We start from the raw sequence: 19783 nt of genomic DNA on the forward strand, positions 1-19783 counted from the left end.
GTCAATGTTGTGCACTTTCTTGACGGCAGTCAGCTGAGAGCCTACTTTCGCGGTGTCCTTCCCCCGCTCAAGGGAGAGCGCGATGCCCCCGTCCCCCGTCGCACCACCGTCCACGACCGCCGAGCGAACCCGGCAACTGCGCCTGGTCGCCGCCTCCGGACTGCTCGGTACCGCCGTGGAGTTCTACGACTTCCTCGTCTACGGTACGGTCGCCGCGCTCGTCTTCGGCGAACTGTTCTTCCCCGGCGCCGATCCGGCCGTCGGCACGATCGCCGCGTTCGGCACCTTCGCCGCCGGTTATGTCGCCCGCCCGCTCGGCGGCATCCTCTTCGGCCACTTCGGCGACCGGCTCGGCCGCAAGTCGATGCTGCTCCTCACCATGGGTCTGATGGGCGGCGCCAGCTTCCTCATCGGCCTGCTGCCCACGTACGACACGATCGGTGTGTGGGCTCCGGTCCTGCTGATCGCCCTGCGCGTCGTCCAGGGCATCGCCATCGGCGGCGAGTGGGGCGGCGCGACCCTGATGGTCGTCGAGCACGCCGGAGAGCGGCGCCGCGGCCTGTGGTCCAGCTTCACGCAGATGGGAGCCCCGCTCGGCTCCCTGCTGTCCACCGCCGTCGTCGCGTACGTCGTCACCCTCCCCAAGGACGACTTCGCGGCGTGGGGCTGGCGGGTGCCGTTCCTGTTCAGCGTCGCCCTGCTCGGCGTCGGCCTCTTCGTCCGGCTCAAGGTCGTGGAGAGCCCGCTCTTCGCCGAGGTGAAGAAGGAGCGCGCCGAGTCCCGGCTGCCCATCCTCGACGTCCTGCGCAACCCGCGCCCCGTACTGCTGGCCTGCGGTGTCGGCATCGGCGCCTTCACCGCTCAGTCGCTGCTGACCAGCTACATGATCGCGTACGCCACCGGCATCGGGTACGCCCGGCCGCAGGTGCTCAGCGCCCTCACCGTCTCCGCGTGCGTCGCGCTCGTCGTGCTGCCCTGCGCCTCCGCGCTCTCCGACAGGATCGGCCGCCGCCCGGTCGTCCTCGCCGGAGCCATCGCCTCGGCCGCGCTCGCCTTCCCCGTCCTGGCACTGGTCGACTCCGGGTCGCCCGGACTGCTGATCCTCGCCGTCGTCCTCGGCCACGGCATCGCCCAGTCCACGATGTACGGCCCGCTGGGCGCACTGCTCACCGAGATGTTCGGCACCAAGGTCCGCTACACCGGCGCCTCCCTCGGCTACCAGGGCGCCACCCTCGTCGGCGCCGGCTTCTCCCCCATGATCGCCACAAGCCTGGTGGCCGGAAGCGGCAACAGCACCCCCGTCGCCCTGCTGCTCTGCGGCGGCGCCGCCATCACCGCGGTGACGGTCTGCTTCGTCCGCGAGACCAACCGCAGCACCCTCGACGACTCCACCGCCCGCCCCTCCGTCCCCCACACGGAAGAGATCTCCGCATGAAAACCGGTACCCGCACCGCCTCCGCGGTGGCCCTGCTGCTCGCCGTCGCCGCGCTCCCCACGTCGGCGACGGCGGCCGCGGCGGACACCAGCCACCTGGAAGGCCGACTCCCGTCCGGCGCCACGTACATGATGGACGTTCCCACCGACTGGAACGGCACCGTCCTTCTCTTCAGCCACGGCTACAACGCCGGACCGGCCAACCCCGCCGTGGACGCCTCGGACGACGCCACCAAGGCGCTCCTGCTGGCGAAGGGATACGCGCTCATCGGTTCCTCGTACGCCACCACGGGCTGGGCGGTGACGGACGCGGTGCCCGATCAGCTCGCCACTCTGTCCGTCTTCACCGACCGGTTCGGGGCGTCCGAGCGGACCATCGCCTGGGGCCGGTCGTACGGCGGCCTCGTCACCACCGCGATAGCCGAGCGGGCCCCGGAGCGCATCGACGGCTCACTCTCGTTGTGCGGTCTGGTCCACGGCGGCGTCGCCAACTGGAACAACACGCTCGACCCGGTCTTCGCCATCAAGACGCTCCTCGCACCCGACTCCGATGTCCCCCTGGTGAACATCGCGGACCAGGCGGAGGCCAACAGCGCGGCCAACGCCCTGACGACGGTGGTGGATTCGGCGCAGACGACAGCCGCCGGCCGGGCCCGCATCGCACTCGCGGCGGCCCTGCACAACATCCCGGTCTGGAACCAGGTGACCCAGACCCGACCCGCCGAGACCGACTGGGACACGCAGCAGGCCAATCAATACGACGCCGTCAAGGGCCTGTTGAAGATCGCCGCGTTCAACCGGCGGCAGGAGGCCGAGGTCCGGGCGGGCGGCAACATGTCCTGGAACACCGGCGTCGACTACGCCGCGCTGCTCGGTCGGTCCTCGGTAGGCAAGGAGGTCACCGAGCTGTACAAGAAGGCCGGGCTCTCCCTCGGCAAGGACCTCGCCACCCTCAACCGGGCCCCCCGTATCAGCGCCGACCCGAACGCCGTCGACTGGATGAGCCGCACCAGCTCCTTCACCGGCGAGCTCGCCAAGCCACAGCTCTCCGTCCACACCATCGGCGACGCCCTGGTGCCGGTGCAGACCGAGAGCGCCCTCAAGCGGGCTGTCACCGCTGCCGGTTCGGGAGCCCTGCTGCGGCAGGCGTACGTCGACAACGCCGGCCACTGCACCTTCAGCTCCGCCGAGCAGCTCGCCGCCCTGCACACCCTGGAGGACCGCCTCGGCACCGGCAAGTGGCGGGGAACCGACGCCACTTCCCTCAACTCCCGTGCGAAGGCGGCCGATTCCACGACTGCGGCCCGCTACGTCACCTACCGTCCGACGCCGTACCTGCGGCCCTACGATCTTGCCCACCCCGCAGACGGCCCGCGGATCCGGGACCACCGGCCCGGGACCTCCTGAAGGCCGTCAATCCTGTCGGAACAGGTCGTTGAGGTCGGCCTGGGAGAGCTGGTCCGCGGCGTAGGAGAAGGTACCGAGTTCGGCCAACTCCCGGGCCGCGACCAGCAGGTGGCGGTACATCGCGCGGGCGATGCTGCCGCCGACGGTCACCCTGCGTACGCCGAGCTCCCGCAGGTCGTCCAGGGACAGCGCGTTCCCCGTCAGTCCCATGACGACATTGAGCGGGCCGTCGAGTTCCCGCACCAGGGTGCCGATGGTCTCGGCGTCGGCGGCGCCCGGCACGAACGCGCAGTCCGCGCCGGCCGCCAGATAGGCGTTGGCCCGCCGTACGGCCTCGTCGAGCGAGCCGCCGACCAGCAGCACATCCGTCCGGCCGACCAGGACGAACGGATCGTCGGCGGCGTCCACGGCGGCGCGGGCGGCGCGGACACGGTCCACCGCGAGCGACTCCTCGTACAGGGGCCGGACGCGGTCGCCGGTGAAGTCCTCGATGTTGCCCCCAGCGGCCCCTGCCGCACGGGTCATCACGATGGTCTCCGCCACGGTCTCGGGCGCCTCACCGAACCCGTCCTCCAGGTCCGCGCTCAGCGGCACCCGGAGCTCGTCCGCGATCTCACGGACCCGGCGGATCGTGGTGTCGCGGTCGATCCGCCCGTTCGACGCCTTCTCGTCGTGGAAGTCGTGGTCCGGGCGTCCGAGCGAGAAGGCGACACCCGCGCTCGTGGTGGCCACGGCGGGGAAGCCGGCCGACTCCAGGATCCGGGCACTTCCCACGTCCCAGGCGTTGGGGAGCAGGAAACACCCCTCTCGATGCAACTCGACGAAACGCTGTCCTCGTTCTCGGCTGTCGATGTTCACGCACCCGAACGTACGACGTGGCACCGCCCACGGCCAACGCGTGGATCACGCTTCCGTGCGCCGCCCGCGCTCGCTTTGCGCTCGATCGCCGCGTACGGATGATTGATCTCATGACGCTTCGAGGCGACACCGAGGTGGATGTACTGATCGTCGGTGGCGGGCCGGTCGGGCTCACCGCCCGGGCGCTGCTGGAGCGCTGGGGGGTGCGGTCCCTGCTCGTCGAGAAGCACGGCGAGCTGTCACCCTTCCCACGGTCCCGGCTGGTCAACACGCGCTCGATGGAGATCTTCCGCCAGCTCGGACTGGCCGGCCGGATCACGGCCGGGGCGTTCGCGCCGGAGTTCGGCCGGATCCGCTTCCGCGACACCCTGCACGACGACGACTTCGCCACGGCGGCGATGGTCGGGATCGACGCGCCCATCCCCGAGAGCCCCGTGCTCGGCGTGGTCACCTCTCAGGACCGGCTGGAACCCACACTGCTCGCCGCGGCGGACGCGGAGACCCGGTTCGGGGACGAGCTCGTCGACCTGACAGAGGAGAGCGACTCGGTGGTGGCCTCGCTCGTCGACCACGGACGCGGTACGCGAACCCGGGTCCGCGCTCGATACGTCCTCGCCGCCGACGGCGCGAACTCCACCGTCCGGGAGCGGCTCGGCATCACCACCACCGGTCCCGGAGCGCTCGCGGAGGTCACGACGGTCGTGTTCGACGCCGACCTCAAGGGCTGGTGCGCCGAGCAGCCCGCCGGGTTCTATGTCACCGCGCACGGTGGCTTCCTCCCGCTCTACCCCGAAGGCGGCTGGGCCTGGACCGACCCCACCCCCGAGGACACCGAGTCCGCCGACTGGGCGGGCCTCGTCTCCCACGCCCTTGGCCCCGGCGCCGACGTATGCCCGGACGTGCTGCGGGTCCAGCACTGGACGGTGCGGGCGTTCGTCGCCGACCGCTTCCGACACGGCCGGATCCTGCTGGCCGGCGACGCCGCGCACACGGTCCCGCCGTCCGGCGGCATGGGTATGAACGTCGGCCTCTCGGCTGTGCACAACCTGTGCTGGAAACTCGCGGGCGTCGTCCACGGGTGGGCCGGACCGGGCCTGCTGGACACCTACGAGCCGGAGCGGCTGCCCGTCGCCCACCGGACACTCCGCCAGGCGGTGGCCAACACTCAGCTCATGTTCCAGGCGCAGGGCCGACGCCGGGAGCAGCTCCGGACCGGTGAGGCGGCGTCGGACCGAATCGAACTGCCCTGGTCGGACCGGTACTTCGCCCAGCTCGGCCTGGTGCTCGGCGTCGCCTACCGCTCCACCGCGGTCCTCGCCGACGGCGACGCCCCGACCGGGCCGACCGGGCCGTCCGAGTCGTCCGAGTCGTCCGATGCGGGCACGGACTACGTCCCGACCACGGCACCCGGGCACCGCATGCCCCACCTCTGGCTGGACCCCGGGCGCTCCACGCTCGACACCGTCGGCGAATGGTTCACCCTGCTCACACCGGACCCCGCCCGCTGGGAAGGACAGCGCACCGCCTCATGGCCGCTGCGCATCGAGCCTCTCCCCGACGCACACACCGACCGCTGCGCCGTCGGCCGCCACGGAGGCCTGCTCGTCCGCCCCGACGGTCACATCGCCGCCCGCTGGCAGGACGGCCCACCCGCCGACGACGCGCTCCGCGGCGCCCTCGCCACCCTCACCGCCTCGACACCCCGCTGACCCGGGCCCGCCGAAGGCGCTACCCCCGGCGGGCCGCCGCCCCCGCGCCCACGGTCCCGGTCTCGCGCGCCACCGCGACGATCCGCGCCCGCAGAAGCTCCGCACAGCGCCGCATGTTCTTGTCGGCGACCGGCGTGTCCGGCAGTCGGCAGGCGAACTGCAGACCCTCGGGGACCCGTGTGACCCACGCGCACACCTGGTCGCCGTACGACACCCTGATCAGCCCGTACGCCTTCAGCTCCTGCCAGCGCTCGGCACCGGGGATGCCGCGCGAGTCGACGTACGAGACGATCGAGTACAGGTCCGGTGAGGTGGGCCGGAAGTCCGCGCCCAGGAGGCGCAGGACGCGGGCCAGGGGCATCCGGGACAGCGCCCGGGTGTCGCGCAGCGCGGCGCGGACCAGTTCCAGGGCTGCGTCGAAGTCCACGGCCCGCTCCACCGGGATCTCGACGGGCGCCCCGCCCACGTACCATCCGACCGAGTCGGCCCAGCGGGACTTGACCCGGGTGTGGAAGGGCACGACGGTGCGGTACACGCCCAGGCCGCTGATCTCGCGGGCGGCGAGCGCGACGGCCGCGACGACGCCGACCAGACTGCCGCCGTAGGGACGGCAGTACGCCTCGAAGGCCGCCGCGTCCGCGGCGTCCACGAGCATCTCCTGGACGAACCTCTGCTCGGGCAGCGGGCCTTCGGGTTCCAGACCGAGGTCGACGGGGAAGTTCGGCAGCCTGCCGTCGCAGCGCGCGATGAACTCCCGCCAACGGCCGACGACTTGGTGGGTGTCGTCGATCCGGTCGGCGTCCGAGCGTTCGTCGGCGCAGAAGTCGACGTAGCTGGCGACCGGTTCGGGCGCGACGACCCGCCCGTCGAGGCCGGCCGCGTACAGCTCGTGGATCTCGGCGGTGATGCGGTGGATCGAGTACGCGTCCACGTTGCTGTGGTCGAACGCCATGTACACACTCGCTCCGTCGTCCCGTACGACGGCCGTGAACAGGAAGTTGGGCCAGGTGAGCGCGTCGGCGGCGACGTCGAAACGGTCCTGCAGGTACCGGGTCAGCGTCACGGTGTCCGCGAACTCGCCGATGTCCTCGCGGTGCAGGGCGACGGCCTCGGAGTCGAGTGTGAACCGCCGCATCTCGTCGCCCACCCATCTGAACCCGCTGCGCAGCGTCTCGTGCCGCAGCATCCAGGCCTCCAACGCACCCTGGAGTACGTCGAGTCGGACCTGCCCGGGGATGTCGAAGGCGGTACCGAGCCAGGTCGGCACGAACAGTCCGTCCTCCCGCACCGTCCGTGCCGTGCGGATGTGGGACTCCTGGACGTACGCCGGTGGCCTCGCGTCGTCCGGCAACGCCCGCGCCGCGCCCACCGACGCCGGATGCAGGGTCCACTCCACGAGCTTTCCGGGCCGGATCTCGCACCGCTGGAGGTCGGTCATGCGCACAGGGCTCTCCGATCATCGCTCACCGCGTGGAGAGATCAACGAGCGGACCGCCCCGAAGCAACGCGACTGGAAGCCGACGCTCCGGTACTCCGGCCGTTACGGGGATGGCGTTCGCACCGGCCCGCGGCGAGGATGCTCCCTCGCGCGGCACTTCCCGTCGTACGACATCGGCGCACCGAGGACCGGAGGGCCTCCCGATGGGATCACACGCAGCACCGAACGGCCGTAGGCGCGCTCTGCTGGTGTCCATGGGGCTCGTGCTCCTGGCCGCCGTCCTCGGCATCCCCCGTGCCGACGGAGCGGCGGGAGAAGCCGGTGCGGCCGACGCCTGCCGCACCACCGGCACCGAACTGCCCCGCGGCGACTGCGGGCCGTTCTGGCAGGTCCTCGCCGAGGACTTCAACGGTGACCGGGTGCCGTTGGGCGGGTTCGGCGACTGCGACCACCATGTCGACACCTCCGCCGCGTACTGCGGGGGCCTGCGCGGTGCGTACCGTGACAACTGGTGGGCCTATCCGACCGGTTGGCGTGACACGGCCAATGACCGCGGCCGGCAGGTCGTGGGTGTCTACCACCCGGAGGACACCGTGAGCGTGGGTCCCGCCGAGAACGGCGACGGACGGATGTTCATCCGTATGTGGCGACCCGCCGACGGGGGTCCCGTGCACGCTGCGGCAGTGGTACCCCGTGCCGTCATGCAGATGAAGTACGGCAAGTACAGCGCCCGTATCAAGGTGACCAAGCTCGCCCCGGGCTACAAGTCGGCCTGGCTGCACTACGGCGGGGGCTGCGAGATGGATCACCCCGAGGGCGAGTGGACCGGGGACCTCACGGCCTTCCACCATCCGTGCGGCGGGGGCGAACAGGGCTACTTCCCGGGGAGCGACGACTGGACGCGGTGGCACACGGTCTCGACCGAGTGGACGCCCGGCCATGTGCGCTTCTTCGTGGACGGACGGCAGGTGGGGCACGACACCCGCGAGGTTCCCCAACAGCCCCTGTCCTGGGTGCTCCAGAACGAGAGTGCCCTGCAAGGTCCCGGCGCGGCTCCGGGCAGCAGTGCCCAACTCGACATCACCTGGGTCGCCGCGTACGCCTACGACTGGAAGTGACCCTCGTCGAAGCTGGCGAAGTACGCGGCGGCCATGTCCTCGTCGCCGTGGCCCTGCGCGGCGGCACGCTCCAGGCGCTCCGCGCTCGCGACGGCCACGTCGAGCCGGACCCCGCCTCGTTCGCCGGCCTCGACGATCAGCCGGGCGTCCTTGGCGGCGGTCGACACGGCGAACTGGGGCGGGGACAGCCGCTCGTCGAGGATCAGCGCGGACTTGGCGCGCAGGTAGCCCATGTCCAGCGGGCCGCCGGCGATGGCGTCGAAGAAGTTCTGCGGGTCGACGTCGAGCGCCTTCGACAGGGCCAGAACCTCGCCCATCGCGTTGGTGGTCGCGATGACCCAGCTGTTGGCGACCAGCTTCAGCCGGGTGGCGCTGCCTTCGGCTCCGTCCTCGCCTGTCCACACCGTGCGGGCGCCGACGGCGTCCAGGACGGGCGTCACCTTCTGGCGTCCGTCCACCGGCCCTGCGGCAAGGACGAGGAGCTGTCCGGCCTCGGCGGGCTGGCGGGTGCCGAGCACGGGGGCGTCGTAGAAGACCAGGTCCTGCTCGCGAGCGAAGGCGGCCAGGTCGGCGACGCCCTCGATACCGGCGGTGGTGGACTGCACCCACGCGGTGCCGGGGCGCAGCGCGGAGGCGGCCTGCCGCATGACATCGAGGGCGGCGGGACCGTCGTAGAGCATGGTCAGGACGACGTCGGCGCCCTCGACGGCCTCGGCGGGGCTGCCGGCGACGGCGATGCCGTCGGCGGCGAGCGGTTCGGCCTTGGCGCGGCTGCGGTTCCAGGCGCGGACGGTGTGCCCGGCGCGGGCGAGGTTGCGGGCCATCGCGGCGCCCATGATTCCGGTGCCCAGGACACTCACGGTGAGCTTGTCGTTCATGACGTCAACTTCCCTTGGGGGTGGGGACCCGAGCATAGGGTTCGCACGCTTGTCGACCGGGACGCCGTGAAGCCCGTGAACGCCCTCACGCTGCGGGGCACCTGGCCGGTCTCCTGCCTTCCGGGCCGCCGGGTCCTGCGACGGTACGACGTCTCCGCGGTCGGGCGGTGGCGTCTGACATCATTGCGGCTCGATCGTGTGGTCATCGGGAGACACCGTGAAGCGAGGCACAGGACGGAGCGGCAGCTCCGCGGCGCCGAACAGTGTGGATGTGGCGCGTCTCGCCGGAGTCTCCCAGAAGACGGTGTCGAGGGTCTTCAACGAAGAGCCCTATGTCTCCGCCGAGGCACGCAGACGCGTCCTCGAAGCCGCGGACCAGCTCGGTTACCGGCGCAACAACGCCGCCCGGGCCCTGGCGTCGGGACGGACGCGCTCGATCGGTGTCATCACGCTCGGCACCGCCCTGTACGGGCCCGCGTCCCTCCTCATGGGCGTCGAGCGGGTCGTCCGGGACACGGGGTACGCGCTGCGCGTGGTCAACACGATGGAGGGCGACCCGGCCGGGCTCGCCGGTGCCGTGGACTCGCTCCTGGACCAGGGCGTGGACGGCATCGTCATCTCCGAGCCGATCGACGAGCCCGGCGGCGAGGCCGGGCCCCTCCGCGTCGACGTCCCGGTCCTCGTCATCGGCGCTCCGCCGCCGCCGCTCACCTCCCCGGCGTTGCTGACCGCGGGCGGGGGTGCCGACCTGATGGCCGGTGCCGCCACCGAACACCTGCTGGGGCTGGGCCATGTGACGGTCCATCATCTGGCGGGTCCGCAGCGGTGGTTCGCCGCCCAGGACCGGCTGGAGGGGTGGCGGACCACGCTGATCTCGCACGGGAGGGACGTGCCCGCCGTCGTCGAGGGCGACTGGTCGGCCGCGTCCGGGTATGCGGCGGGCCGCGAGTTCGCTCAGGACCCCGAGGTCACCGCCGTGTTCGCCGCCAACGACGACATGGCGATCGGCCTGGTCCGCGCCCTGACGGAGGCCGGGCGGCGCGTGCCCGACGACGTCAGCGTGGTGGGCTTCGACGACATTCCGGTCGCCGCCTACGTCACTCCACCCCTGACCACGGTGCGGCAGCCCTTCGACGCCGTGGCCCACGAGGGGCTCAAGCGTCTGGTGCACGCCATCGAGAACCCGGACACCGACCCCCTGCCGGCGAGCGCCCCGCCGGTCGACCTCGTCGTCCGCGCCTCGACGGCTCCCCCGCGCCCGACCGGCACAGGTCGGTGAGGATGCACGATTGTCCGCGGCGTCTCGGGGAACACGGTGGCCGATGAGATCACCAAGGTCACCGTGCCGCCCGGCGAGGACGCCGGCGTCCCGAGGGTGACCCGGCGGATCGAGGACCACGACCGAAGGGCTCAACTGTGCAATCCGTCCTCGGTCCCGCGCTCGAGTGTGTCGTCGGCGCCCTCGGGAGGACCACCGGCCCGTCCGGAGTGACCCTGCACCGGTCACCGGATGCGGGGCGTGCCCAACTGGCCGACAGCGCCTTCGAATTCAACAGTGCCGTGCCCTCAGGTGTCCGGTTCGACCTGCTCACCGATGCCACCGACATCGAGCTCGATGTCCGACTGACCGTGGTCCTGCCGCCGGACATGCCGGCCGGCGGCACGGTCTTCGACCTGGTGGTCGACGGCGAACTGCGTGAACCGGTGGTGACCACGCGACAGTCCCTGATCTTCCTCGACCCCGTCTCCGGGGACCTGGAGACCCGGCCGGCCGGTCCCGCCACCGTTCGCTTCCCTCTGGGCCCCGATTCCCGTGAGCGCCATGTCGAGATCTGGCTCCCTGTCGCCTCGACGCTCGAACTGCTCGACGTCCGTGTGCCGAACGGGGCGTCGCTGCGTCCGGCTCCCGCGAGCGGCCCGCTGTGGGTGCATCACGGCAGCTCGATCAGCCAGTGCGCGGAGGCGGACCGGCCGACCGGCACCTGGCCGGCGATCGTCGCCCGCTCCGCGGGTCTGTCCCTGCTCAACCTCGGCCTGGGCGGGCAGTGCCATCTCGACCCGTTCATGGCCCGTGCCGTCCGGGACCTGCCCGCGGACACGATCAGTCTCGAACTCGGCATCAACGTCCTGAACGCCGACAGCATGCGCGAGCGCGCCTTCGTCCCGGCCTTCCACGGATTCCTCGACACGATCCGTGACGGGCACCAGGACACCCCGATCCTGATCATCACCCCCATCGTCTGCCCGGCCGCCGAGAGCCGGCCCGGCCCCACCCTCGCGGGCCCCGACCTGCGCGTGCACACCGTCCACCGCCCCGCCGAACTCGCCATGGGGGCGCTCACCCTCACCCGTATCCGCGAGCTGCTCGCCCAGCACGTGGAGCAGCGCCGCAAGGACGGCGACGACCGACTCCGCATCATCGACGGACCGGCGTTGTTCGGGCCCGAGGACATCGCCGATCTCCCCGACGGCCTGCATCCGAACGCGGCCGGGTATGCCCGCATGGCCGCGCGCTTCCTGCCGTTGTGGTTCGGGGAGACGGGTGCGTTCCCCGTCGAGCGAGGCATGCCGCTCGACCGGGTCGAGGTCCCGTGATCCGTTCGTGTGGTGGACGTCGGCGGTCCATCAGGCCGCCGTCCACCCCCGTCGTGGCCGACTCGGGCGTCACCACGCGGTAGCCGTGCGCAGCCGGCGCCGCGATCTGATGCCGCCACGTCAGCCTGGTCCGGGGGAAGCCATTGCCTACGTACGGCACCCGCACCCGTTCGAGACCCTCCTCGGTGTCAGCCACTGGATTCCCGAAGAGGCACCCGAGCCGCTGAACCGGCTTCTGCTCGAACACCTCCGCACCGCCGCCGGGCACCCCGGATCCAGGTCGGCCGACGACCGCCTACCCCCGCCGGGCGCGGCCGGGCACACTGAGGCCGCGTAACACCACCACGGCACGGAAGTACAGCAGGCCCGATGACCATTCGGGCCTGCCGCGAACCCGACCTACCGACCTCGGGGAGACTTCGGTGATCAGAGCACGCCGTACCACCACCAGACGTCCACGGCTGATCGCCTCGGTGTTGAGCCTGCTCGTCGTGACCGCTCTCGCGGTGTCCGACGCCTCCGCGGCCGCGGAGCCCACCGCCGGCGCCGCGCCATCCGCCGCCTCGGTGTCCGACGCGGCCTCGGCCGTCGGTTCCCTGGGAATCGCGGGGACGAGCTGGGCCGTCGACGAGCGCACCGGGACGCTGCGGGTGCTCGCCGACTCCACGGTCGCGGAGACCGATCTGGCACAACTCCGCCGCGCCACCGGGCGTTTCCCGGGTGCCGCGAGCCTCGAACGGCTCGACGGCCCGCTCCGCACCTTCCTCTCGGGCGGCGACGGCATCTACACGGCCGCTTGGCGCTGCTCGGCCGGGGTCAACGTGCAGAGCGGATCCACGTACTACTTCGTCACCGCGGGCCACTGCACCGAGGGCGCGACCACCTGGTACACCAGCTCCGCCCAGACCACGACGATCGGTTCCACCACCGCCACCAGTTTCCCCGGCAACGACTTCGGTGTCGTCCGGTACTCCAACCCGGCCGTACCGCACCCCGGCACCATCGGATCCGTCGACGTCACGGGGACCGCGACCGCCTATGTCGGCCAGAGCGTCTGCCGTCGGGGAGCGACCACCGGCGTCCGCTGCGGCAGGGTCACCGCGCTGAACGCGACCGTCAACTACGGGAGCGGAGACGTCGTCTACGGCCTGATCCAGACCAACATCTGCGCCGAGCCCGGCGACAGCGGCGGCCCGCTCTACGCCGGCGACAAGGTCATCGGCATCCTCTCCGGCGGCTCCGGCAACTGCACCGCGGGCGGGACCACGTTCTACCAGCCCATCCAGGAAGCGCTCAGCGCCTACGGGCTGTCGGTCTACTGACCGTGACGCGGCCGGCGAGGGCAGGGGGGATCAGCGCGGTGACAATGGCTCGCACGCCCCCGACGCCCTCGCCCGCCCTCGTCGAGAGAAGCCCGCCATGCCCACCGAAGAGACCAGCCCGCCCGGTTTCCTCGACCTCATACCCGACCCCGCCGCGCAGGACCGCCTGCTGCTGGGCATCCGCCACTTCGGCGAGCCGTTCCTGCTCACCGTGTCCCTCTCCCAGGGCCTCGGCTCCAGCGACCTGTGGCTCGACCGGGGACGGGTGGGCAAGGCCCGGCTCGCGGAGTTCCGCCGGGTCGGCGACCGGGTGCTCTTCGTCGTACGGAACAAGCACTTCCTGACCCTGGGCGACCCCGCCACCGTACGGGCCGGTGACGAGTCCTTCCGCCCTGTCCGTTCTCTGGAGCGGGCCGGTACTGCGGGAGGAGGACGGCCTGGTGATCGTCGACGCGACCGAGCTGGTACCGGATCGATCCGTCGGCCGGCCTGCCGCTCGTCGCCGACAGCCGCACCGGCCCCCGCGCAACGCGGCTCCCGGCGCTGCTGACCTTCCGCGGCCCCGGCCGAGGCGCGGCGGTCCGGGCGGTCGCCGCCGACCCGCGCGCCCTCACCTCGTCCAGCAACTGACCCTCCTCCGGCTGCCCGAACGGCCCATGCCCTCCGCCGCTACCACCCCGCGTCGGGCGGTTACGGCATCGGCTACGCGGACCGCGGTCTCATCGGACGGACCGGTACCCAGGTCAGTGGTGCTCGCCCGGTTGCGCCAGCTCGCCGCGCACGAGATCGGCCACGCACTCGGATTCATGCACAACTACGCCGGCACACAGCACTCCGAGCCGTCGGTGATGGACTACCCGCACGCGCGGATCGCGGTCACCGAGGACGGGCGCCTGGACCTCTCCGGCGCGTACGCCACGGGACTCGGCCCCTGGGACCACTTCCTGGTCGCCCACGCCTACGGCCGGTTCCCGGACGAGGAACGCGAGCTCGCCGCCCTTCGCCGTGCGGCCGCCGAGGCAGGGCTGGTCTACGTCACGGACGAGGACGGCCACGGCCCCGAAGCCGCCCACGCCGACGGCGTCCCGTGGGTCACCGCGGGCTGCGTCCTCCAGACGCTGGAGACGATCCTGCGGGTACGCCGGATCGCCCTGTCCGGCTTCTCCCGCGGTGTGCTGCCGCCCGACCGGCAGACCGGCGAGCTGGAGGAGCGGGCCGTGCTGCTGCATCTGCTGCACCGCCACGAGGTGACGGCAGTTGCCCGGCTGATCGGCGGTGTGCGGTACGCGTACGCACTGGCGGGCGACGCCGGGACCGGCACCGTGCCCGTCGACGCCGTCACCCAGCGGCGGGCACTGACCCGGCTCTGCGCACTGCTGCGGGCCGGACAACTCGCCTTGCCCACAGCGGTGTTGGACGCCCTCACGCCGCCCGCGATCCGCTACGGACGGACCGACCAGTACTTCGACACCGGGGCGGGCCGTGTCTTCGACCCCTTCGCCGCGGTCCGGGCCGCGGCCACCTTGGTGACGGAGTCCTTGCTGGACCCCGCCCGCCTCAACCGTCTGGCCCGGCAGCACGCCACCGATCCGGCCGTGCCCGGCGTCGCGGACCTGCTCACCGAGCTCCTGGCCGCCACCCGGCGCCGGGACGACCCGGTCCCCGCCGACGTCCCGGCGGGCACAGCGGTCCAGCACACCGCCGACTGGACCCTCCTCCACCAGGCTCTGCGCACCCTCGGCACCGACACCCTGCACGCCCCGGTCCGGTCCGAGCTCCGGTCCACACTGCGTGAACTCGCCGCGGACCTACGGCAGAAGGACGGCGACCACCACCACGAGGGCGCCGAATTCCTCACCGCGTACCTGGCCGACCCGGACTCCGCCCGCCTCGACCCGCCCCCGCGACTGCCGCCGGGCGCGCCCAACTGAGACCAGGGTCGTCGGGAGGGAGTTCACTCAGGTCCCGCGTCGCCGGGTGCGGTTTCTGGTGATCGCCGTTCCCACCGCGATCGTCGGGTGCGTCTCATCGAATGCGCCGGGCGATCCGGGTCGCCCTGCCCATCAGCCATTCGAGCGGCCCCCGCCGGAAGAAGCGGGACCAGACGGTGGCGAGGACGGTGACGGACGCGATGAAGCCGAGCAGGACGTACAGGGGCTGGACGGTCGCTTCCTCGGTGTCCAGCAGCCAGATGGCGACGATGTGGTAGACGTACGCCGTCAACGACATCGAGCCGACCGCGATGACGGGCCTGGCCAGGCGGCGCAGCCGGGGGAAGGCGTCCATGGCGGCCAGGCACGCGGTGATCACCAGGACCGCCACACCGGTGGCGGCCACGATGGACAGGGTCGCCTCGCTGTGCGGGGCGGAGGCCAGCATCCCGGCGGGGGTGTCGCCGAAGATGCCGATGCTGTCGGGCGATACGGACGACATGCCCGGCCCCTCTTCGGCTTTCCGGACGGCTTCGGCGGCACCGGGTACGAGACGCAGCGCCAGCCAGGAGCCGCCGTAGCCGGTGACGGCGAGGGCGACGCCGGTGAGGGCCAGGCGTATCCGGACAGCCGTGGCGGCCAGGTCGCAGCGGGCGACCGCCATACCGGCGATGACGAACGGGACCCAGGTCAGGGCCGGATAGCCGCCGGTGAAGAACAGCGAGACGGGGCCGTCGGCCTGGCCGTAGGAGAGGAATACGCGGCCGCCGAACACCGGCTTCAGCGCGTAGAGCAGCTGCGGACCCACCAGGGCCCAGCCCACCGCGATCAGCGCCAGCGGCTTGGTGCCCAGCCGGTACAGCGGCAGCACGAGCAGGAAGAACAGTCCGTAGAAGGCGAGGATCGGCACGACCGGGGTGCCGGTCAAGGTCAGGGCGGTGCCCAGGGCCATCAGGATCACGGCCCGGATGATCACCTTGGCGACGGCCTGGCGGCCGGCGGGCCCGGTCTTCGGTGTGCGGCGCCCGGTGATGAGGGCGACCGCGAAGCCGGCCAGGACGGCGAACAGGGCCGAGGAGCGGCCTTGCGCCAGCTCCATCAGGAAGCCGATCACACCGCCTTGGCCCGGGGCGGGCCCCACATGGACCGCGTACATACCGAAGACGGCCAGGCCGCGGGCCAGGTCCAGCCCGATCAGTCGCCCCACGCCGGGCGCGCCGGTCGAGGGCTCACCACGCTCGCGTACAGGGGACGCCGCGTCGGTCGTGGGCAGCGGGGAGTCCGTGGGAGGTGTCATGCCGCTCAGGCTGGACGCCGGGCCGATCATGGAGTATCCGGCAGAAGGCTGCGGTGCCCCTGCCGACCGGCCGGTGACACCCCGCCGTGTGGCTGGACCAGCCGCTCGTCGGGCCGCGGGGCCTCTGTGGGGCTTTAGGGTCGAGTCGGCATGGGTCGGACGGCATGGATGAAGGTGAGGCGGAGCGCGCGTGATCCGGGTAGTGGTGGTGGACGACGAGGCACTGGTCCGCTCGGGCTTCGAACTCATTCTGGGCGCCTCGCAGGACATCGAGGTCGTCGCGACCGCGAGCGGGGGCGACGCCGTGGCCACCGTCCGCCGGGAGCGGCCCGACGTGGTCCTGCTGGACATCCGGATGCCGGACGTCGACGGGCTCACCGTGCTGCGCGAGCTGCGGACGATGCCGGACGCTCCGGTGGTGGCGATGCTGACGACGTTCGACGCCGACGAGTACATCCTGACCGCGCTGCACTGCGGCGCGGCCGGTTTCCTGCTCAAGGACACCGAACCGGAGCAGCTCGCCCACCTGGTGCGCACCCTGGACGCGGGTGGTGTGGTGCTGTCCCCCAAGGCGTCACGCACCCTGCTGCACAGCCACCCCGGCACCGAGGCCGTCGTCGACGAGGAGGCGGCCCGTGTTCGGCTGCTCTCCGCCCGCGAGCGCGACGTTCTCGTCCTGGTGGCGGAGGGGCTGTCGAACGCCGACATCGGGGCGCGCATCCACCTGGGTACCGGCACGGTCAAGGACCACGTCAGTGCGATCCTCACGAAGCTGCGGGTGACCAGCCGGGTGCAAGCCGCGCTACTGGCGCAGCGGGCCGGACTGTTGGACGAGCGCCCACGGCCCGGGACCGGACGATGAACCGCGCACGCGTCCCCTGGCAGCGGCTACCCGCTCCGGTCGTCGACCTCGTCCTGGTGACGGTGGCGGCCGTGGACGTATGGCTGAACATGTGGGAGCACACGCGCCTCGGTGTTGCGCCGGCCGCGCTCGGCTGCGCCGCGTTGGCCTTCCGGCGCAGGTTCCCGCTCGCGGTCCTCCTGCTCACCCTGCCCATCGCGCTGATGCAGGACATCGCCGTCGCGGTGCTCGTGGCGCTGTTCACCGTGGCCGAACGCTCCCGCAACCGCCGTCTCCTGGTGGCGTGCATCGCCCTGACCGCCATCGCAGGCAGCACTCCGTGGCCCCTGGCCGACGTCGACCGGACCATGACGCTGGTCAACTTCGTCTACAGCTTCGCGACCGCCGCGGCCCCCGTCCTCTTCGGCCAGCTTCTCCAGGCGCAACGGGACCTGGCGCGGCGGCTGGCCGAGATCGAGGAGGCCAGGGAGCACGAGCGGGCCCTGCACGCCCAGGCCGTGCTCGCCCGCGAACGCGCCCAGCTGGCCCGCGAGATGCACGACGTGGTCTCCCACCAGGTCAGCCTGATCGCCGTACGGGCCGGAGCCCTGCAGGTCGCCACCAAGGACGCGGACGCCAAGGAGGCCGCCCGCACGATCCGTTCGCTGAGCGTCACCACACTCGACGAACTGCGCACCATGGTCACGCTGCTGCGCGCCTCCGGCGGCCACGCCACGGAGCTGACGCCTCAGCCCACCCTGGCCGACCTGCGCAAACTGGTGGAGTCGAGCGGCACTCACACGGAGTTGTCGGGTGAGCTTCCGCCCGCCGTGGGCACACCGGCCCAACGGGCCCTCTACCGCACGGTCCAGGAGGCGTTGACCAACGTCCGCAAGCACGCCCCCGGCGCCACGGCCCGCGTCGAGCTGTGGCAGGACGGCGAACATGTCGGAGTCACCGTCGCCAACACCGCGCCCACACGTCCCTCTCTGTCCCTGCCCGGTTCACAGCAGGGCCTGGTCGGTCTGCGGGAACGGGCCGACGTCCTGCACGGCACCCTGGAGGCGGGGCCGACGGTGGAGGGCGGCTACCGGGTGCGGCTGCGGATCCCGCTGACTGCGGACTGACCGACCGGGGCCTCGGACCGTCCCGTCGCGGCTTGCACCGGCTCGCGAGACCTGGGATGCGATGGGTCATCGCGTGGGGGCCAGAAACTGGGTGGCCGCCAGTGCGAGTACAGCCGGTCCTGAGCCACCAGTTCCTCGCGAGTGCCCACGGCCCGTACTCGTCCGGCGTCCATGACGATGATCCGGTCGGCGCGTGTCACCGTCGACAGGCGGTGGGCCACCACCAGCACGGTGGTCTCCCGGGCCACGTCCGCGATGAGGTCCCGCAGCGCCCGTTCGTTGACGGCGTCGAGCTGCGAGGTCGCCTCCTCCAACAGCAGCAGCCTGGGCTTTCGCAGCAGTGCGCGGGCGATGGCGATGCGCTGCAACCGTCGGGTCCGCCCCCGCCGAGTGGCTGGAGAAGACCTCCGTCCGGCCGCGCCGGGCCGGTCGGGCCTGACTCCGCCGGTCGGCAGGGTGGTACCCGCCGACCGGCGGGGCCGTCACCGAAGCCTGCCGGATGGTCCGTCTCCGGATGTCCACGCGAGATTCTCCGTATGACACATTCGCAACCGCTGCAGGGGACGTCAGCCCCGCGGGAGAACTCGCCTCCGCAGCCCCGGACATCCCCCGAGTCCGCCGTGCCGGCCTCGCCCGGTCCTTCGACGGGACGCCTCGTCGGGGTGGACCTGGCCCGCGCGCTGGCGGTGTTCGGCATGTACGTCGTGCACATCGGCCCCCCGCTGTCGGCCACGGACGGCGTCGCCAGCCGGCTCCGGTACATGGCGGACGGTCACTCGTCGGTCCTGTTCGCCACCCTCGCCGGGTTCTCACTGATGCTGATCGCCGGCCGCCGGGAGCCGAAGACCGGCCTGGCCGGCCGGCAGGCGAGGGCCAGGATCGCGATCCGCGCCGTGGTCCTGCTGGCGCTGGGCACCGTGATGGCGATGGAATACGGTGAAGTGGTCATCCTCGCCTTCTACGGCGTCTACTTCCTGCTCGCCCTGCCCCTGGTGCGACTGCGTGCCAGGACGCTCGCGATCATCGCTGCCGCCCTCGCTCTCGTCACACCACAGCTGTCGTTCGCACTGAACTCGCTGCTGACCGAGCCGGTCCGGCAGAGCGTCGACGCCTACGACCCGCTCCACCGGCTCAGTGACGTGGGAGTGCTCGATCTGCTGTTCACCGGCTTCTACCCGACGATCACGTGGATTCCGTTCGTGATCGCCGGTATGGCTCTGGCCCGCCTCGACCTGTCCGCGACCGCCGTCCTGTGGCGCCTGGCCGCGCTCGGCGCCGCCCTCACCGTGGCCGCGTACGGCATGTCCTTGCTGCTGGCCGGTAAGGACGCGTTGCGGAGCACGGCGGAAGACGGGCCGTCGTCCGGCGGCTCCGGGTCGATGCCCCTCGACAGCGGGTCGCTCCAGTCCCACGCGTCGTCGCTCTTGACCGCCGGGCCGCACAGTGGCACCACGTTCGACATCGTCGGCAGCGTGGGAGTCGCGATCCTCATGATCGTGGGTGCGACGGTGGCGATGGACCGCCTCCCTCGGCTGCGCCGCCTGGCCGACCCGGTCGTCGCCGTGGGCACCATGTCCCTGACCGCCTACGTCGGTCACTTCGTCATACAGGGCTGGCTGCCCTGGTTCGGCGCGACCCACGACGAGGAGTCCTGGGTGACGCTGATCATGTTCGTCCTCGGGGCGATCGTGTTCGCCGCGATCTGGTCCCACTTCTTCCGCCGCGGCCCCCTGGAGTACCTGCTCAACGCCGCCACCAAGCCGGCGAAGCACATCCGCTGAGCCGGGCCGGGGTGGCTCACCTCCACGTCCACCCCACAGCGGATTCC

General features: G+C 71.8%; 16 protein-coding genes and 1 pseudogene. 12 read left to right on the top strand and 5 right to left on the bottom strand.

What is annotated here, in order from left to right; all coding sequences use genetic code 11:
• Window positions 1–82 precede the first annotated feature (82 nt).
• Both TN53_RS05385 and TN53_RS05390 read left to right on the top strand, forming a co-directional pair.
• Window positions 83–1435, top strand: coding sequence for an MFS transporter (locus TN53_RS05385; protein ID WP_046257195.1), 1353 nt, complete (start codon window positions 83–85; stop codon window positions 1433–1435).
• Window positions 1432–2841: an alpha/beta hydrolase family protein gene (locus TN53_RS05390; RefSeq protein WP_046257196.1), complete on the top strand. Its 1410-nt coding sequence runs from the start codon at window positions 1432–1434 to the stop codon at window positions 2839–2841. The genes TN53_RS05385 and TN53_RS05390 overlap by 4 nt, the downstream gene beginning before the upstream one ends.
• Before the next feature lie 6 nt (window positions 2842–2847).
• Here the strand turns inward: TN53_RS05390 and TN53_RS05395 are convergent, their stop codons facing one another.
• Window positions 2848–3699: an isocitrate lyase/PEP mutase family protein gene (locus tag TN53_RS05395; RefSeq protein WP_199924515.1), complete on the bottom strand. Its 852-nt coding sequence runs from the start codon at window positions 3697–3699 to the stop codon at window positions 2848–2850.
• A gap of 110 nt (window positions 3700–3809) precedes the next feature.
• On the opposite strand from TN53_RS05395, the gene TN53_RS05400 reads away from it, so the two are divergent.
• Window positions 3810–5408, top strand: coding sequence for an FAD-dependent monooxygenase (locus TN53_RS05400; RefSeq protein ID WP_046257197.1), 1599 nt, complete (start codon window positions 3810–3812; stop codon window positions 5406–5408).
• Window positions 5409–5427: 19 nt separating this feature from the next.
• Here TN53_RS05400 and TN53_RS05405 read toward each other — a convergent pair whose 3' ends face one another.
• Window positions 5428–6846 carry a condensation domain-containing protein gene (locus tag TN53_RS05405; protein ID WP_046257198.1) on the bottom strand — a complete coding sequence of 473 codons (1419 nt, stop codon included), beginning with the start codon at window positions 6844–6846 and terminating at the stop codon, window positions 5428–5430.
• A gap of 254 nt (window positions 6847–7100) precedes the next feature.
• Here TN53_RS05405 and TN53_RS05410 point away from each other — a divergent pair, with 254 nt between their 5' ends.
• Complete coding sequence (locus TN53_RS05410) at window positions 7101–7964, top strand: glycoside hydrolase family 16 protein (protein ID WP_234441513.1); 864 nt, start codon at window positions 7101–7103, stop codon at window positions 7962–7964.
• Here TN53_RS05410 and TN53_RS05415 read toward each other — a convergent pair.
• Entirely contained in the window at window positions 7949–8842 is an 894-nt protein-coding gene (locus TN53_RS05415; protein WP_046257200.1) for an NAD(P)-dependent oxidoreductase, read from the bottom strand. The genes TN53_RS05410 and TN53_RS05415 overlap by 16 nt on opposite strands.
• 265 nt (window positions 8843–9107) lie before the next feature.
• On the opposite strand from TN53_RS05415, the gene TN53_RS05420 reads away from it, so the two are divergent.
• The 5 genes from TN53_RS05420 to TN53_RS48175 all read left to right on the top strand — a co-directional run bounded on the left by TN53_RS05420 (window position 9108) and on the right by TN53_RS48175 (window position 14690).
• Window positions 9108–10121, top strand: coding sequence for a LacI family DNA-binding transcriptional regulator (locus tag TN53_RS05420; protein WP_046257201.1), 1014 nt, complete (start codon window positions 9108–9110; stop codon window positions 10119–10121).
• 137 nt (window positions 10122–10258) lie between these two features.
• Window positions 10259–11437, top strand: coding sequence for an SGNH/GDSL hydrolase family protein (locus tag TN53_RS05425; RefSeq protein WP_046257202.1), 1179 nt, complete (start codon window positions 10259–10261; stop codon window positions 11435–11437).
• A 425-nt stretch (window positions 11438–11862) separates the two neighbouring features.
• Window positions 11863–12759 (top strand): S1 family peptidase, encoded by an 897-nt coding sequence (locus TN53_RS05430; protein WP_420719083.1) that lies wholly within the window; start codon window positions 11863–11865, stop codon window positions 12757–12759.
• Window positions 12760–12856: 97 nt separating this feature from the next.
• Complete coding sequence (locus TN53_RS48170) at window positions 12857–13309, top strand: hypothetical protein (RefSeq protein ID WP_234441514.1); 453 nt, start codon at window positions 12857–12859, stop codon at window positions 13307–13309.
• 199 nt (window positions 13310–13508) lie between these two features.
• Entirely contained in the window at window positions 13509–14690 is a 1182-nt protein-coding gene (locus TN53_RS48175) for a zinc-dependent metalloprotease (protein ID WP_234441515.1), read from the top strand.
• 94 nt (window positions 14691–14784) lie between these two features.
• On the opposite strand, the gene TN53_RS05440 is transcribed toward TN53_RS48175, so the two are convergent.
• Window positions 14785–15987 carry a DUF418 domain-containing protein gene (locus tag TN53_RS05440; protein ID WP_046257303.1) on the bottom strand — a complete coding sequence of 401 codons (1203 nt, stop codon included), beginning with the start codon at window positions 15985–15987 and terminating at the stop codon, window positions 14785–14787.
• 190 nt (window positions 15988–16177) lie between these two features.
• Here TN53_RS05440 and TN53_RS05445 point away from each other — a divergent pair, with 190 nt between their 5' ends.
• The gene (locus tag TN53_RS05445; RefSeq protein WP_199924517.1) at window positions 16178–16849 is read left to right on the top strand and encodes a response regulator; all 672 of its coding nucleotides are present in this window, start codon (window positions 16178–16180) and stop codon (window positions 16847–16849) included.
• The gene (locus tag TN53_RS05450; RefSeq protein WP_046257205.1) at window positions 16846–17955 is read left to right on the top strand and encodes a sensor histidine kinase; all 1110 of its coding nucleotides are present in this window, start codon (window positions 16846–16848) and stop codon (window positions 17953–17955) included. The genes TN53_RS05445 and TN53_RS05450 overlap by 4 nt, the downstream gene beginning before the upstream one ends.
• 66 nt (window positions 17956–18021) lie before the next feature.
• Here the strand turns inward: TN53_RS05450 and TN53_RS05455 are convergent.
• A pseudogene (locus tag TN53_RS05455) lies at window positions 18022–18320 on the bottom strand (ABC transporter ATP-binding protein); the annotation flags it as partial.
• Between the two features lie 171 nt (window positions 18321–18491).
• Between TN53_RS05455 and TN53_RS05460 the strand changes: the two are divergent.
• A complete protein-coding gene (locus TN53_RS05460) occupies window positions 18492–19736 on the top strand; it encodes a DUF418 domain-containing protein (protein WP_095046308.1) in 1245 nt (414 codons plus the stop codon).
• The last annotated feature ends 47 nt before the right edge of the window (window positions 19737–19783 follow it).

It is taken from the genome of Streptomyces sp. WM6386 (genome assembly GCF_000972385.1).
In the GTDB taxonomy this organism is placed as follows: Bacteria; Actinomycetota; Actinomycetes; order Streptomycetales; family Streptomycetaceae; genus Streptomyces.